Source organism: Tessaracoccus zhenghani, from assembly GCF_054552775.1.
Genome location: NZ_CM137275.1, coordinates 2,815,440 through 2,831,111 on the forward strand (window position 1 = coordinate 2,815,440; position 15,672 = coordinate 2,831,111).

A 15,672-nucleotide genomic window follows, 5' to 3' on the forward strand; every position below is an offset into this window, starting at 1 on the left:
AGTAGGAAGTAGCATGCGGGATCGTCGAGGTCCTTGGAGATCAGGTGGTGGTGTGGTGACCCTCATTCTTGAGGGCCTCGACGCCCTTCACCCCGCCGACACGCCAGCCGCCGGACCCACGCTCACCCCGCGCTCAAGTACGAAGAGCCCTCAATCCCCACGTGGTGGGCGTGAGGCGCTGTGCCAGATTCCTACCCCTACTTCGGCAGGGGGCGTCTACGACAGATCTGGACCCAGCAAGACGTCACTGAGCGGATTACGGAAGGACTTCGGTACCTTGACACTATCCAAGAAGTCACCGACGGCAATAAAGACGATGAGTCGCTCGCTCGATTCTATTCCCACCAGTGAACGGAGTTGGTCCTCCTTGGCACCGCTCATCATGGCGTTCAAAGGGCAGGCGGCGAGACTCATGTACTCGAGTGATAGGAGCAAGGACATGGAAAACAGGCCGCCATCCACGAATGCTTGGTTGCGTTCTGTGGGCTCAAGGAAGGACTCGAGATCTGCGGTGACCACGACGAGGGCTGGCGGTAGGGCGTATCCGGTCATTCCTCCCTGCAGCTCGAGGACCTGCGTCATCTGTGTGTCGTCTGTGATGATCCGGACCCTTGTTGACTGACGGTTACACACGGACGGTGACTTAAGAGACATACGTACTGCGTCACGAACGCGAGCTTCGACGGTCGATGACGTCGCGAATTCGCGCACGCTGACGCGCCCCCGGAGCAAATCAGCGAAATTCTTCTGATCGTTGTCCACTTTGGATGCGGCCGTAACTGTGACAACGCCACCAAGATCAGAGGTCGAGCCGTTCACCAACTCGAGCAGATCGGGGCCAAGAACCCTCAATAGGTGGTCGGTTTCGAAGTTAAGGACAGAATGGGCCTCAATATAAGCCTTGAGCGTCGAGAGCGCATTTACGAAGGGGATCCTTTCGACAGGGTAGCCCATCAATTGATACTGCCGCATAGCAGCCCCAAGCTCAGTGAGAGCGGTCACCCCGAAGCCGGCACGGAAGTCGGTGTGGCTGAGGCCCTTCTCGATCGAGTGAGCATGAAAAGTTAGCTTTCCTTCGACTTGGGTTAGATTTGCGCCTTTCAGGTCCCGCAGTCGATGATTACGGAATGTTCGCCAATCATAAATGTGCACGCGCACCGCTAAGACTTCTTTGTACAGATGCCGGAGGCGAGCGGTGAGCCAAGCGGGGGAGAGTCTGAGGGCGCTGTGTCTTAGGGAGGTCATGAGTGATACCTTTCGGGCCGTCGAATCGGAGATTTACGCCAACTGGTCAAGCGGGAGGGTGCCCTGGCTGAACCCAAGGCCGAGAGATGTCGCACACACGCCGCGACGGACTTGACATGACTTACCCAAGAACTTAGTGTCGCGAGTCCGACACGTCGGTAGAGCAGGCCAACTAGACGCATTTGAAGGTCTCCGTCTGGAACAGCCAACTCCGCGTTTTGGTCCTGCATCGAACGGATCCTCATGCGCGCCACCTCCGGCGCTAATGGCGACGCAGGGGAAAGAAGCCCTATCGAGGTCGAGATCAAGGCCTTGATTCGGAGATAGTTCAGGATGGAGGGAAGCGCGGCTGAGTATCCCCAAGCCTCCGTCGTGCTTAATGCGTCACTGACGGCCATTAAATCTGAGTACTTTGATTCGCGGAACGATCGCGTGAGTGAGCCCGGTCGCGCATTGATAATGTATCTCCGGCCCGGTATAGCCCTTACTGCACCCGCGAACTCGAGATACGAAACGTTGAACAGCAAGTCCTCGCCCAGTGAGATTTGCGTGGCGAAACGCAATTGGAGGTCGTCTATGATCTGCCGCCTATAGAGGCGCCCACATGGTGAATTTAGGAGTCCGCTGCGGAGCGATGAAGCGAGAAACGTAGCCTTGTGGGCGGACCCTCCGAAGAGCTCATCCACCTCTGCTCCCTCGACCACGAAGTCAATATCGGAATCTAAACTGTCCACCAGCCGAGATATGAGATCCGGTTCGGACCGATCGTCCGCATCTACGAAGGCGAGCAACTCGCCCCTAGCGTGTTCCAGCCCCGTATTCCTGGCTGAGCTCACTCCGCGGTTCGGCTGGGCAATCAGCCGAACTCGCGGATCCCTCTCAGCGAACTCTTCGAGAACCGCTCTGGAGCCGTCTGTCGACCCGTCGTCAACACACACTATATCTAGCGCGGCCCAATGCTGGTGCAGTAGGGACTCTAGACAGACGGTCAAGTAGGGAAGCGCATTAAAGACAGGAACGACCACCGATACTAAAGGGTGCGACATGAATCCTCCGTGACAACTGTAGATGTCAGATGATTGAGCGTGGTTGCCTCAGCGGTCCCCGCCGCAACTCGTCGACTCTCCACGCGGTTATGTGGGGCTGACGCGATCGCGGTGAGGGCCCCTCTGGGACAACGTGCGTCGGGCCGCAAAGACCGCGAGGCGCAAGGCCCTCGCCGCTGCCGCAGGAACAGGAGATGAGACGTACCGGCCTCATTGGGGCCTCGAGCGCTCATTCTTCCACCCACTCCCGGTGTGCTCGGACGATAGCGGTTCTCATTAGGAAGGCCCTTGTGGCAGCTCCCATGGCGGCCATGGCCGAGCCAACGATCAGGCCCGACGTGCCGACGACGCTCAAGAACACACCCGTGATAGCAGAGACGAGGCATGCGATGGCGAAAGAATAGGCGATGTGGTAATACCTATTGAGGATATTAAGAGCAACAGATTGTGTGTAGGACACTAAGAGGAAGACGCTGGCCGCGGCGAGGAGCCCGAGTGTCGCCGTCCCGGTCTTGAACGCAGGGCCGTACAGGCTCATAAACAACGCGTCACCGAAAAGCACGAGGAGAAGGCCGCCCGCGAGACCGCAGATCATGACACCAAGGGAGATCCTGTTGGCCTGGTGAACGACTCGGTTGACCCCGGCATGAACGAGCAATCTCCGAAGAGGGGTGATCATGACTTTAGCGATGCTCGCACCCGTCAAGTCTGCAGCAGTGAGAATGTATGCGATTGCGGCGTATACCCCCACCACGTGTAGATCATCTTGGAAGCCCAATATGAAGATCGGCAGATATGTCAAAACTGATGCGAGCAGTTGGGCCCCAGTAACCGGAACGCTCGCGCGGAGAATCTCGCGATAGCCGGTTCCAGACTCGACGGCAGGGTAGAAGACGGAGCGTGCGCGTTTCATTGCGTAGGCCGCGGTTAGAGCCGAGGCCAGAGCGGCCCCGATTACCGCAATCAGCAGGGAATTCCATAGGAACGCGGCAACGGAAGATATCAGAATCGACACCGCGGCTCCAGCAATCCCGATCACTCCGAGAGTCGGGATGTTGTTTCCATACTGAATTCGCGCTAAGTCGAGATCAAGCATGGAATCAAACAGTTTCATTGCAATGATTGCCGTTCCAAGCAACAGTGGGACCGCTGGGACGACTAAAAGAATGATAACCACGGCGACAGAGGCAAGAGCCAGTCCTACAACTCTTAGGAAGACGTAGGACCGCCACGGCCACGCGGTCCTCATGGTAAGAAAGATTGTGCGGAGACCGAGTTGAGCGGTGACAAAGATGGGGGTGGCGACTGCCAGAATGATGCTATAAGTGCCGACCGCATGAGGGCCTCCGAGCGCCTGCGCGATCCAGACCAGATACCATTTCGAAAGGGCGCTAGCAGCGGTTCCGGCCATCAGCAGGAGACTTGCGATACCAACCTTGATCTTGGAATGCAAGTTAGTCCTCGTATGGGAGATTTCGTGCGGAAGATGGATACGTGTAGCGCATGCTATGGGCAAACTTTGCCGGAGTCGAGATGTCGCCTGAGGTAGTCCCATCCTGCCAATCGTCCCGTAGTGACTCGTGCGTTTACGTCTTCCCAATCAGGGGCGGACAGAGGAAGGTCCTCAATCTCCTGACTGCGGTCGTAGAGGCGGTCGGCTAGACCTGCGAAGGACAGAAGCGAGTCGAAGCGGGCAAGCCCGCGCGCGCGGTTACCAATCGCGATGAAGGGCTTATTGAAGAGGATGGAAAACACTGTGCCGTGGAAAGAATCAGTTACTACGAAATCAGACTCAGCGAAACTATGTAGCCATTGCTCAAGTGGTGCCATTCTGTAAACCGAAGGATTATTCGCAAAGGCGTTCTTTTCTTTGGCGGAGGGTGGTAGGACCTCGAAGGAGGGAATACCCAGGCGGGAGGCTATACGTGAGGTCAATTGCGATGTTGCCTCACTTCGGTCAAGCACGTAAGCGAAGAGACCGCCTTGAACGGGTTTCAGAGGCGCAGGACTTTGACGTATGAGGGATCGGTAGTGGTCCGCTTCGAACAGGAGGGTAGGATCGACATGATGCTGCGCCTTGACGCCCCAATGAGTTCGACATAAGTCGATTCCCGACTCTTCGCGCACGGAGATGGCCCGGAAGGTTGTGGCTAATTCCGCACTCCTCTTCTCCAGGCTCCGCGAGTAGCGGATTAATTTGTCACCACCGAAGGAAGCCGCGTAGGACATGCGTATTATGTCCCGCTCGCCGGTGTAGGCCAGGAGTTGTTGTTCGACGTCTGCGTAGCCTCCGCGCCATACTTGATCACTTCCTACCACTATGGCGTGCAGTGTATCGAGGTAGGCTTCTCGCTCTCTCTTGCTCTTAGCAAAAAGGTCGATTGTCTTGAGCCGTTGTAACACGAACCGCTGTGTGTGTGTTTGTACGTCCTCCAACTGTCGACGATTCAAGTCGAGTGGCAGTTGTCTGCGCTGCTGCAGCTGACGGGCATGTCGTCGGAGGCTGCGCGCGACACTCCTCAATGCACTGAACTTTCCCCCGAATTTATCGTGAAGGCTTGGTAGCCCAATTCGGTCACTGCGCGCTGCAGGGCATACGCTTGGATTAACCCGCCGTAATTCCCGCCCAGTGGGTAGAGAGTGGATATGAGTACGCGCTTATCCTCTCCTTCTGCATTAGCGGACAAGTGTGCGTGTATCGTCATTCGTTTTCCTGAGGTGAGGCGTGGGCTGTTAAAGACGTCTCGTGCGCGGCCTTGAGCGCCGATTGGGTCTTGCTGCTTGGTGAATCAGCAATGCGCGTCTGAAGAAGGCTTCGTGCTGAGCCCAAACAGTGGTCTGGTCATAGTCCTTCACTGCGCGTTGCCTGGCGTTAGAGCCTTGCAGGCGGCGCAATTCGGGGTCCATGATCAGCCTCTCTAGCGCATCGGTGAGCGCCGCCACATCTCCTGTAGGGACCACTGAGCCAGTAGTTCCATCGTCGACGGCATCGATCGTCCCCGTCGAGTCCGCAACGATCGCTGGCACCGCCATCGCGGCTGCCTCCAACACGACGTTTGGGAAACCTTCGCGACGACTCATGAGCACGAGAACGTCCATTTGCGCATAGTAGGGACGAGGATCCGGTGTCGCGCCGACGAAATGGATCTGGGGAGATCTACGTGCCAGGGTGTAGCCCGCCGAGGCTCCCTCATCTGGGCCGATGAAGAGAGCGCGCACGTTGGGACCGTCGAGGTTGCACGAGGTGATGGCATCCGCAAGGGTGTCCACACCCTTATCGGGGTGAAGACGGCCAACGAATCCGACCGTCATCCCGTGAGTGCGCGCGAGGAAATCCGCAGTCCCGTCATCGATAGATCCCGTCGCAGCATTGGGGGAGAATCGCTGGGTGTCAACACCGTGGGAGGAACCAGCTCCAAGGACGTGAACTGAAGTGGGGCCAGTCACGCCAAGTTCTTCCAGCCGGCGAGCTAGGCTGAAACTGTTCGCCACAATATGGGAGGAGCTTCGCGCCGTGAGCTTCTCAAGCCACAAGAGGATTCGGCGAGCGACACCGCCTGTAGTCTCAAGTCTAAGACCCCATTGCTCGTAAACCCGAACCGGTGTTCCGAGGAATCGGCTCGTGATTGCTCCAAGGAGGCTGGCCTTTGGAGTCGCGTACACGACGACGTCGGGCCTGATCGCTCTAAGGGTGCCGAAGACGCGTGTTAGTGACTTGGCGTCACTGAGAAGAGACGGTTGTCGGGACATCGGAACAGTTTTAAAGCTCGCGCCCTCACGTTCGGCGAGCTCTGTAAGGCCCGCCCCCTCGTCACAGATGAGAGTGACCTCCCAGCCCGCACTTACTAGATATCTCAAATAGCCGGGTAAGAAGGTCTTGGCCGTCATCGCGCTCGTCACTATGAAGCATAGCTTTGCCATTGTTGAGTCCTTTGGGCTAACCGCTCGAAGTCCACCGACCGGGGATCCCCTTCACGATCACGCGGGATGGGACGTTCTTTGTCGCTACCGTGCCTGCCCCCAAGATGGATCCTTCTCCTACGGTAACCCCCTGAAGGACCACCGCCCCAGCCCCGATCAACGTTCCTGACTGGATGTGGACCTCGCCAGACAACACCGCAGCTGGATTCACAGATACGTAGTCTTCAAGCAATGCGTCGTGACCGATGGTGGCGTTCGGGTTGATGTGGACGTAGGCCCCTGCCTGGACATTTGTGGATATTACGGAACCCGCGCACACGACCGTTCCCGCACCGAGAGTGGTGTTGACGCCAATATGCGCCGATGGGTGTACCGCGGAGAAGGGGCCCAGTCCCGCTTCCTCCAGACGCGTGGCAAGCCGGCGCCTTACGCCGGGAGCGCCGATGGCCAGTACGAACTGAGCCGCCGGCCTCGTGGCTAGCCATTCTGTCGTTGTTCCGAGATAGGGGACGCCGCGTGAGGCAAGACGCGCTAGGTTTGAGTCTGACGGTGCGTCGTCTATCACGCCTCGAACAGCGATCGTCGCGCCAGCCGCGATCATGGCCTCAAGCGTGTCCAGCGACTCGCGGCCAAAGCCCGAGGCGCCGATGACGACAACTTGCTCAGGCATTGAAATCCTCCTCACCGTTGCCGAGAAATTCGGCCATGGTTGCCTGGCCTTCGTGGGTGATGCCATCTCTCTTCACTACGCAAAGAGCGGTGAGGAGCAGGATCTTGAGGTCCAGCAGGAGGCTGCGCTTTTCCACATATTCGACGTCGAGGCGGAATTTCTCCTCCCATGAGAGAGCATTGCGACCCATGACCTGAGCCAAGCCGGTGATGCCCGGACGAACTTCGTGGCGACGTGCCTGCTCCTCGGTGTAGAGCGGTAGGTACTTCACCAACAATGGTCTGGGACCAACGAGGCTCATGTCGCCCCTGAGCACATTCCAGAGCGTGGGCAGTTCGTCGAGGCTCGTCGCCCGAATCGCCCGACCGAAGGATGTCAGGCGCTCCTCGTCGCTGACGCGGTCGATGTCGGGCTGCCGCATGGATCTGAATTTCACAAGCTCGAAGACCTGGCCGTTGAGCCCTGGTCGCTCCTGGCGGAACAGGACAGGGCGTCCGTGCTTTACGAGCACCATCACGCCCACTGCCAACTGCAGAGGGGCAGTAACGACTAGGCCGGCTGCGCTGGCCACGATGTCCATGCCGCGCTTGACCGTGTCGTAGCGGCGGCGGTTGTTAGGCTGCCGCACGCGTGCTGTCCAAGAACGCCGTGACGGCTTCAGCAACCCGGGCAAAACGGGAGGGGTCGAGTACCGAGCCGCTCGGGAGTGACAATCCGTCCTTGAATAGGCGCTCGCCTGTTCCATCGATGAAGGCGGTGGCTGATGCGTAGACCGGCTGCAGGTGCATGGGCTTCCAGAGGGGTCGTGATTCGATGTTGTGGTTTCCCAGCGCATCCCGAAGATCATCTGAAGAGAACCCCGCAGCCTCGGGATCCACCAGAATCGAGGTAAGCCAGAAGTTGTCGTGGGTCTCGCCACCGTCCGCCCCAGAAGGCTCCCCGAAGAGGGTCACACCCGGCACGTCAGTGAAGAGTTCTCGATAGGAGATGCGGTGCTGGCGCCGGCGCTCGATCATCTCGTCAAGGCGCGAAAGCTGTGCCCGTCCCAGCGCCGCCAGGATGTTGGACATCCGATAGTTATAGCCGATGTCGGTGTGCTCGTAGTGCACTACGGGCTGACGGGCCTGCGTCGCGAGGTAACGCGTGCGCTGCGCGAACTCCTCATCGTCCGTGAGCAGAGCGCCGCCGCCGGACGTCGTCATGATCTTGTTGCCATTAAAGGAGATCGCAGCTGCTACGCCGAAGGCGCCGGCGGAGCGGCCGTTGCGAGTGGCGCCGAGCGATTCTGCGGCGTCGGACAGCACCGGGACGCCGCGTGCGGCGGCGATGGCGTCGATGCGCTCGTGGTTGACGACCTTGCCCAGAAGATCGACGGGGACGACGGCCTTGACCGTGCGGCCCTCCTTCTCGAGTGTGGTGAACGCCACTTCAAGGAGATCAGGGTTCATGTTGCCGGTCTCATCGGCGTCGACGAACACGGGCTCGGCGCCGGTGTAGACGATTGCGTTGGCGGTTGCCGCGAAGGTCAGGCTCGAGGTGAGGACCAGATCACCGCGGCCGACGCCGAGGTTGAGCAGCGCCAGGTGTAGCGCTGCTGTTCCGGAGGACAGTGCGACGGCGTGCTTGCGCCCGGTGTACGCGGCGAGTTCCTCTTCAAATGCGTCCACCTCGGGTCCGAGGGGAGCGACCCAGCCGGAGCGGATGGCGCGAACCAGCGCGTCCTCCTCGGCCTGGGTGACATCCGGAGATGACAGGTAGATCCGGTCAGTCACTAAATCACCTTTTCAGAGAGGGCCGGCAACGGGTAGACCGTTGGGTCTGAGTCGAGCATTTGCAGCACGCCTTCATCGCTGTCAGTGGCGAGCTCTGCAGGATTGAGCGCAGGAACCTGCACTTCGCTGATCAGCGGGTGCTCGCTCTGGGCGCCCGCTTCGACTGTGCTGAAGAGCACCTCGTGCATCTTCTCGCCCTCTCGCAACCCGGTGAAGTGGATCTCGACGTCCTTCTTGGACTCCGCGATCATCCGCTTCGCCACGTCGAGGATCTTGACCGGCTCTCCCATGTCCAGCACCAGGACGTCGCCGGGGAGACCGATGGCGCCGGCCTGCATCACCAGCTCGCACGCCTCGGGGATGGTCATGAAGTAGCGGGTGACGTCCGGGTGGGTGACCGTCACAGGGCCACCCTTCTCGATCTGGCTCTGGAAGGAGATCAGCACCGAGCCGCGGGAGCCGAGCACGTTGCCGAACCGCACGGACAGGTACGGCACCTGGTACTCGTTGGCGTACCAGGCGGTGAGCCGCTCCGCGAGGCGCTTGGTGCGGCCCAACACGCTGGTGGCCGCGGCCGCTTTGTCGGTGGAGATGTTCACGAACCGTTCCACGCCCACCGAGTAGGCGGCACGCAGCACGTTGCGGGTGCCGAGCACGTTGGTCTTCCACCCCTCAAGGGGGAAGCGCTCCAACATCGGGAGGTGCTTGAGCGCCGCCGCGTGGAACACCACGTCCGGGCGGTGCTTGCTGAAGATGCGCTCGAGGGCGTCCTCGTCGCGGATGTCGCACAACACCATGTCCTCGGTGTCGAGGAGACCGTTGCCGTACAGGTCGAGCTGCACGCCGTGCAGGGCGGACTCGTCGCGGTCCAGCAGGATCAGCTTGGCGGGACCGAGGCGGTGCACCTGGGCGGCGAGCTCGGAGCCGATGGAGCCGCCGGCGCCGGTGACGAGCACCACCTTGCCGGTGACGTAGTCGGCGATGGCGCTGAGGTCGGTCTTGATGGGGCGGCGACCGAGGAGGTCGGCCACGTTGAGCTGGCGCAGCGAACCCAAGGTGACCTGGCCGCCCACCATCTCCCGCAGCGGCGGGATGATCAGCAGGTCCAGGCCGTGCTCCTCGCAGGCGGTGCTGAGGCGCTGGATGAGGTCCGGGCTGGCGGCGGAGATGGCGAAGATGACGGCTTGAGCGCCCCGCTCCTTGGCCACCTTGATGATGTCCTTGCCGAGGCCGAGCACCCTGTGGTGCCGGACGCGGAGGTTGCGCTTGTCGCGGTTGTCGTCGACGAAACCGACGATGCGGTAGGGCGCATCCTCGGCGAGGTCCATGAGCGTGGCCACCTGGTGGCCGGCGTTGCCGGCGCCGTAGACCAGCGTGGGGATGGCGTTCGCCGCCGCGCTGCGGGGCCGGCTGTCCACGATGGAGCGGAAGACCAGGCGCGCCGTGGCCATGAAGATCATGGCCAGCGACGGCAACGCCACTGCGGCCCGCAGGGGGAAGTGGTCGGCTGCCAGGAGGAAGGTGGTGCCGTTGAGGATCGCGATACCGGCGACGGTGAAGCCCGTGCCCGCGGCATCAGCGAAGCTGCCGATGCGGTTGCGCCCGAGGTACAACTGCGAACTCAGGCCGCCGATGACCTGGAGCAGCACGGCGGCAGCGGTGTAGAAGAGCACCCATCGGGCCTGAACGGGCTCCAGCGCCGCGTCGCGCATCGACAGGAAGACGATCACCGCGAGCACCCAGGCGAGCGCATCCCACATGACCAGGATCAGGCGCCGGACAGCTGCGGGCATGCGGTACAAGAGCGCGCTCAGAGCGTTAGACCCTCTTGGCTTGTTGGTTTCGTCATTGGCTGCATCCCATTCCCCACGGGGCTACCATATACTCCGGCCGCTGAGAAGTGCCAAATTGTCATGAGTGTTTGGGAAGGAAAAGCTCGTAGCTGGACGGCATTTGCTGCTATGTGGCCGCCTGCCTTGTGTCGATCCGTTGTGTGGCAGGTCAGTTGCAGGGTTATCGGTTGTTAGTCCAGCGGGAGCTGGGTTGTACGAGTCCCCTGCAGACTGGAGCGTTGGCTGCGACATCACTACATGCCTTGGCAAATTGTCTTCAGCGACTCTGCTATCCCCATTGCGGTGCCGCCGATCAACCCGGTGTCGGTGCCAAAACTCGCGAGGCGCACCGACACGTCGCGTGAGGCAAGAGGCCTGGCGCCCGCATGAACGGATGCGCGTAGCCCGGCCAGTAGCCCCTCGCTCGTCTCGTTGAGGATGGACGTCAAAGAGATCAGGCGCGGGTTCAGTAGGTCGCAGACGTTTGCGAGGTTGTTGCCAAGCCTCTGGCCTGCCTTGAGCACCGCGTCATGGGCTGGCATGTCATAGCGAGACAGGTCCGCTATGAGGCGGTTTTGGGCGTCGAGATCGATGGTCTGAGCCGGCCCCTCGCCGTACAACTCTCCAATAATCGCCCCAAGGGAAGCCCAAGCCTCGATGCAGTTCATCTTGCCGCAGCGGCAACGGACATCTCGGTCCTCGCGACTGATGGCGACTGGAGTGTGACCCATTTCGCCCGCGGCCCCGCTGAATCCCCTGAGTACGTAGCCTGGCCCCAGCGCGATCCCCGCTCCGATTCCCCAGCCGACCTTCACTGAGATCACCGGGAAACTTCGCGGGGTGTTGAGTGATTCGGCGTAGGCGCGCAGATTGACCTCGTTGTCCACGAGGCAGTCGCAACCGTAACGCTCCTGCAGGGCTTGGCCCACTCTGAATCCGTCCCAGCCCGGCATGATCGTCGGGCGTACCGGCGCACCCCTTGAGTAATCGATGCGGGCGGGAATGCCGATCACGATCTGGCGCAGAGGTCCGTGGGTGGAGATTGCGACGCTGAGCGCGTCGTCGACTGTGTCGGCAAGACGATCCAGATATGCATCGGGGCCAACTTCTAGGTCGGAGACGAAGGTCTTCCGGAGTAGAACTGCCCGTCCCATAGTCGTGATCGCCACGCGGGACAGGCTGGCGCCGCAGTCAATGGCCATCACCTGACCCAAAGAGGGATTCAACCGGCCCATCGCAGATGGCTGCCCCCGCTGTTCGCGCTTCTCGGTCCCCGCCACTTCCAGGATGTTCAGCTCTTTCAGCCGTTCCCATGCCGCGGCGACCTGGGATCTCCCGAGCCCGGTTGCGCGGCTCAGTTCGCTGCGCGTGTACAGGCCTCGGAGCGCGATCCACCATGCCACCGCGGTCACATGCGAAACCGGACTGTGTGTCGGCGGGTGCAGAGCAGGCATGCCCTGTGTCTCCAAGTATTGCTCTTGGTGAATCATGCCGCATTATTGCATGAGACCAGCATAAACCGGACCTTGAACATCAGAAAGCTACAGGCCTAATCTCGGCGTAGTCAAAGTAGACGCACTGCAAACCAGTGCACAGACGAGAGGTTCAAAGATGAACAAGACCACCAAACTGCTGGCGCTGGCCGCAGCCGTCACGCTCGGACTCACAGCGTGCGGCTCGAACGCCGAGACGGCTTCCTCTGACAGCTCAGGCGGAGACGAGAAGGTCGCCGTCGTGCAGAAGGTCCTGACGAGCGAGTTCTGGCAAGACGTTAAGGCAGGTGCGGAGGCTGGTGCTGAGGAGTCCGGTCTGGCGATTGACATCTACGCGGCGAACTCTGAAGAGGACGTCGAGGGCCAGGTGAACCTCGTTGAGAACGCCATCGGTAAGGGGTACAAGGCCATCGGCGTGGCGCCCATTTCGAATGTCAACCTCAACGCCGCGCTCGCCAACGCGACCAAGGAAGGCATTTACGTTGTCAACGTCGACGAGCCCGTCGATCTTGAAGACCTGGAAAAGCGTGGCGGTGCTGTGCAGGGTCTCATCACGACGGACAACGTCCTGGTGGGCAACATGGCTGGCGACTTCATCGTAGAGCAGGTCTCCGAGGGGGAGGTGGCCATAATCGAAGGCCGCGCAGGCGTGAAGTCGGGCAATGACCGCACCACGGGGGCCCGCGAAGCATTCGACCGTGGCGGCCTCACTGTTGTGGACTCGCAGCCCGCGGACTGGGACCGCACCAAGGCGTTCAACTTGGCTCAGAACTACCTCAACAAGTACCCGAACCTGAAGGCGATCTACGCGGCTAACGACACGATGGCGATGGGTGCGCAGGAGGCAGTCGCGAACTCCGGTCGCGAAGTAGTTGTCGTCGGCACCGATGGCAACACCGACGCAATCCAGTCCGTTGCCGACGGTGGCCTGGCAGCAACCGTTAAGCAGGACTCGGAAGGCATCGGCCGGGAGTCGGTCAAGCTCATGAAGAAGCTGCTGACGGAGAAGCCTGAGATCAAGCCGGGCAATGAGATGGAGACGGTTCACGTCACCCCCATCCTCGTGACAGGGGATAACTCCTCGGAGTACCTCAAGTGACCAACCACGATTCCAGTGCAGTTGCGCGGCCCGCCGTGGCCGCGCAACTGCGGGGGGTGACCAAGGCGTTCGCTGGAGTGGTTGCTGTGAAGCACATCGACTTGGAGCTGCAAGTTGGACGCGTGCTTGCCATCCTCGGTGAGAACGGTGCAGGCAAGTCAACGCTCATGAAGATTCTGTCCGGCGTCTACGAACCGACCGAGGGCACCATCGTCGTTGGCGATCAGGAGTTCTCCCACCTGACGCCCGCACGGGCTCGCGACCTGGGCATCTCGATCATTTACCAAGAACTCTCCGTCATCAACCAGCTGAGCATCGCGGAGAACATCTTCCTGGGCAACCTGCCCAAGAAGGGCGGCCTGGTCGATTGGCGTGGCCTCTTTGCCAAGGCCCAGGCGTTGCTGGATCAGTACGGAATCCGTCGAGACGCCAGCGATTATGTGAGCGACCTGAGCGTCTCGGAAAAGCAGATGGTGGAGGTCATGAAGGCCACGGCCAGCAACGCCCGAGTCATCGTCATGGATGAGCCCACTACCTCTCTCACCGAATCAGAGATCGAGGTCTTGTTTGACCTCGTGCGGCAACTCCAGCAGGAAGGCCGCGCAATCGCGTTCATCTCACACAAGATGAAGGAGATCTTCGACATCGCCGACGACGTCCTTGTCCTGCGTGACGGGGCGGTCTCCCTCGAAGCGGAGATCGGAGACGTGGATGCGGACACGTTGGTGCGAGCGATGGTCGGGCGCGAACTGGACGGCCGCTTGGAACGTCCCCCCTACCAAGGTGATAACGAGGGAGAAACCCTGCTGTCCGTGAGGGAACTCTGCCGAAAGGACGGAAAGGTTCAAGACATCCAATTCGACCTCCGGGCTGGCGAGATCCTGGCCTTCTCGGGTTTGGTCGGAGCTGGCCGGTCCGAGTTGGTGGAGGCGATCTACGGTGCCAGCAAGCGCTCCGTCGGCAGCATCGAAGTGTTCGGACGCAATGTCAGCGTGCGCAACACCTATGACGGGCTCAATGCCGGCATGTCGTTGGTGAGCGAGGATCGCCGAGGCTCCGGTATCTTCAAGAACTTTGACATCACTACCAACATCTCACTTGCTAATGGCCTGAAGCGTTCGCGGTTCGGCGGCCTGCTCGGATGGACGAACCACAAACGCGACACTCTCGAAGCGGCCCAGTTCCAAGAGGAACTGCGCATCAAGTGCCGCGACCTCTCCCAGAGCATCACTGAACTCTCCGGCGGTAATCAGCAGAAGGTCCTGATCGCGCGCGCCCTAAATGCCAAGTCTCGGATCATCATCTTCGATGAGCCCACGAAGGGCATCGACGTTGGGGCTAAAGCCGAGATCTACCGCCTGCTGCGCAAACTGTGCTCGGAGGGGGTAGGGATCCTGGTCATCTCCTCCGATCTTCCTGAAATCCTCACGGTCTCCGATCGAGTGATCGTGATGAGGGACGGGCGCATCGTGGGCGAGCGCGTAACTGCCACAACCACTGAAGAAGAACTAGTTTCCCTGGCGACAGGACATATCGAGGAGGTGGGAGCAGCGTGAGCTCCACCACAAGCGTGACTGGCACTCAGTCGAACAAGACCAATCCCCAAACTCCCAAGCCGAAGACGCCCACCAGTTGGCGGGAGCAATTCACTCATCTCTGGGGCCGTTACAGCGTCTTTGCCATCCTGGCCCTCGTCGTGGTGGTATTCAGCATCGCAGAGCCTGCGTTTATGGGCGGCAACAATCCCGTGCGCATCCTCGAACAGAGCTCGGTGACCATCCTGCTGGCTTTCGGAGAGTTCTTCGCCATCTTGTTGGCGGGCATCGACCTGTCGGTCGGCTCCAACATGGCCCTCTCCGGTGTGGTGGGAGCCCAGCTCATGGTGAACGGCGTCCCCTGGATCGTCGCAGTCCTAGGGGCGGTACTGTTCGGTGCCTTCATCGGGCTGTGTAACGGTGCGTTGATCGCGGCCACCAGGCTCCACCCATTCATTATCACGTTGGGTACGATGTCGATCCTCCGTGGCGTTACGTACGTCGTCTCTGATGCGACTGCGGTAGCGGGACTGCCTATCGCGTTTTCCTCCACCATTAACGGACGCGTTCTGGGAATACCCGTCCCCATCATTCTCGTGTTGGTAGTCCTCGTCTTCCTCACGATCTTCACGGGTCGCACACAGGCCGGACGCAACCTGTACGCCATGGGTGGCAGCCCGCAAGCAGCTTGGTTCGCTGGTATTCCTTCGACGCGCCACACGCTCCTCGCCTTCACCGTCTCAGGGCTGTGTGCGGGCATGGCGGGAGCTGTCAATATTGCCCGCCTGGGCGCTGCGGAGCCGAATGCTGGCACTGGCTATGAGACCTTCGCCATTGCCGCGGTCATCATCGCCGGCACCTCATTCTTCGGTGGTGAAGGCAAGATCTGGAAGGTCTTGTTCGGCGGTCTCATCATCGGTGTCATCAACAACGGACTGAACATGGTGGGCGTCTCGTCCTACTACCAGCAGATCGCTATGGGCTCACTCATCATCATCGCCGTTGCCCTTGATCGATTCTTCGGCCCCACCGCCGCAAGACGTTCCTAGTCTTCAAGGA

General features: G+C 60.4%; 13 protein-coding genes. 3 read left to right on the plus strand and 10 right to left on the minus strand.

What is annotated here, in order from left to right; translation table 11 throughout:
- Nucleotides 1-216: 216 nt before the first annotated feature.
- The 10 genes from ACX1DX_RS13235 to ACX1DX_RS13280 all read right to left on the minus strand — a co-directional run bounded on the left by ACX1DX_RS13235 (nucleotide 217) and on the right by ACX1DX_RS13280 (nucleotide 11,976).
- Nucleotides 217-1,158: a nitroreductase family protein gene (locus ACX1DX_RS13235; protein WP_459396965.1), complete on the minus strand. Its 942-nt coding sequence runs from the start codon at nucleotides 1,156-1,158 to the stop codon at nucleotides 217-219.
- A gap of 83 nt (nucleotides 1,159-1,241) precedes the next feature.
- Nucleotides 1,242-2,291 carry a glycosyltransferase family 2 protein gene (locus tag ACX1DX_RS13240; RefSeq protein WP_459396966.1) on the minus strand — a complete coding sequence of 350 codons (1,050 nt, stop codon included), beginning with the start codon at nucleotides 2,289-2,291 and terminating at the stop codon, nucleotides 1,242-1,244.
- Between the two features lie 229 nt (nucleotides 2,292-2,520).
- Nucleotides 2,521-3,744: a lipopolysaccharide biosynthesis protein gene (locus tag ACX1DX_RS13245; protein ID WP_459396967.1), complete on the minus strand. Its 1,224-nt coding sequence runs from the start codon at nucleotides 3,742-3,744 to the stop codon at nucleotides 2,521-2,523.
- Between the two features lie 53 nt (nucleotides 3,745-3,797).
- A complete protein-coding gene (locus tag ACX1DX_RS13250) occupies nucleotides 3,798-4,694 on the minus strand; it encodes a polysaccharide pyruvyl transferase family protein (protein WP_459396968.1) in 897 nt (298 codons plus the stop codon).
- 330 nt (nucleotides 4,695-5,024) lie between these two features.
- On the minus strand, nucleotides 5,025-6,212 hold the full coding sequence (locus tag ACX1DX_RS13255) for a glycosyltransferase family 4 protein (protein WP_459396969.1): 1,188 nt from the start codon (nucleotides 6,210-6,212) through the stop codon (nucleotides 5,025-5,027).
- Between the two features lie 16 nt (nucleotides 6,213-6,228).
- On the minus strand, nucleotides 6,229-6,882 hold the full coding sequence (locus ACX1DX_RS13260) for an acetyltransferase (RefSeq protein ID WP_459396970.1): 654 nt from the start codon (nucleotides 6,880-6,882) through the stop codon (nucleotides 6,229-6,231).
- Complete coding sequence (locus ACX1DX_RS13265; RefSeq protein ID WP_459396971.1) at nucleotides 6,875-7,510, minus strand: sugar transferase; 636 nt, start codon at nucleotides 7,508-7,510, stop codon at nucleotides 6,875-6,877. Before ACX1DX_RS13265 ends, ACX1DX_RS13260 begins: the two co-directional genes overlap by 8 nt.
- The gene (locus ACX1DX_RS13270) at nucleotides 7,497-8,654 is read right to left on the minus strand and encodes a DegT/DnrJ/EryC1/StrS family aminotransferase (protein WP_459396972.1); all 1,158 of its coding nucleotides are present in this window, start codon (nucleotides 8,652-8,654) and stop codon (nucleotides 7,497-7,499) included. The genes ACX1DX_RS13265 and ACX1DX_RS13270 overlap by 14 nt, the downstream gene beginning before the upstream one ends.
- The gene (locus ACX1DX_RS13275) at nucleotides 8,654-10,447 is read right to left on the minus strand and encodes a polysaccharide biosynthesis protein (RefSeq protein ID WP_459396973.1); all 1,794 of its coding nucleotides are present in this window, start codon (nucleotides 10,445-10,447) and stop codon (nucleotides 8,654-8,656) included. Before ACX1DX_RS13275 ends, ACX1DX_RS13270 begins: the two co-directional genes overlap by 1 nt.
- Before the next feature lie 293 nt (nucleotides 10,448-10,740).
- The gene (locus tag ACX1DX_RS13280; protein ID WP_459396974.1) at nucleotides 10,741-11,976 is read right to left on the minus strand and encodes an ROK family protein; all 1,236 of its coding nucleotides are present in this window, start codon (nucleotides 11,974-11,976) and stop codon (nucleotides 10,741-10,743) included.
- Between the two features lie 121 nt (nucleotides 11,977-12,097).
- Here ACX1DX_RS13280 and alsB point away from each other — a divergent pair, with 121 nt between their 5' ends.
- From alsB to alsC, 3 genes are read left to right on the plus strand one after another with little or no spacing between them, the layout of a single operon-like run.
- On the plus strand, nucleotides 12,098-13,078 hold the full coding sequence (alsB, locus tag ACX1DX_RS13285; RefSeq protein ID WP_459396975.1) for a D-allose transporter substrate-binding protein: 981 nt from the start codon (nucleotides 12,098-12,100) through the stop codon (nucleotides 13,076-13,078).
- Nucleotides 13,075-14,634 (plus strand): sugar ABC transporter ATP-binding protein, encoded by a 1,560-nt coding sequence (locus ACX1DX_RS13290; protein ID WP_459396976.1) that lies wholly within the window; start codon nucleotides 13,075-13,077, stop codon nucleotides 14,632-14,634. The genes alsB and ACX1DX_RS13290 overlap by 4 nt, the downstream gene beginning before the upstream one ends.
- On the plus strand, nucleotides 14,631-15,662 hold the full coding sequence (gene alsC / locus ACX1DX_RS13295) for a D-allose ABC transporter permease (RefSeq protein ID WP_459396977.1): 1,032 nt from the start codon (nucleotides 14,631-14,633) through the stop codon (nucleotides 15,660-15,662). The genes ACX1DX_RS13290 and alsC overlap by 4 nt, the downstream gene beginning before the upstream one ends.
- Nucleotides 15,663-15,672: the final 10 nt, after the last annotated feature.

Bases quoted from the DNA above. Each gene is read 5' to 3' on its own strand.
- ACX1DX_RS13275 (WP_459396973.1), bottom strand. From the start codon at position 10,447: ATGCCCGCAGCTGTCCGGCGCCTGATCCTGGTCATGTGGGATGCGCTC.
- alsB (WP_459396975.1), top strand. From the start codon at position 12,098: ATGAACAAGACCACCAAACTGCTGGCGCTGGCCGCAGCCGTCACGCTC.
- ACX1DX_RS13240 (WP_459396966.1), bottom strand. From the start codon at position 2,291: ATGTCGCACCCTTTAGTATCGGTGGTCGTTCCTGTCTTTAATGCGCTT.
- ACX1DX_RS13255 (WP_459396969.1), bottom strand. From the start codon at position 6,212: ATGGCAAAGCTATGCTTCATAGTGACGAGCGCGATGACGGCCAAGACC.
- ACX1DX_RS13260 (WP_459396970.1), bottom strand. From the start codon at position 6,882: ATGCCTGAGCAAGTTGTCGTCATCGGCGCCTCGGGCTTTGGCCGCGAG.
- ACX1DX_RS13280 (WP_459396974.1), bottom strand. From the start codon at position 11,976: ATGATTCACCAAGAGCAATACTTGGAGACACAGGGCATGCCTGCTCTG.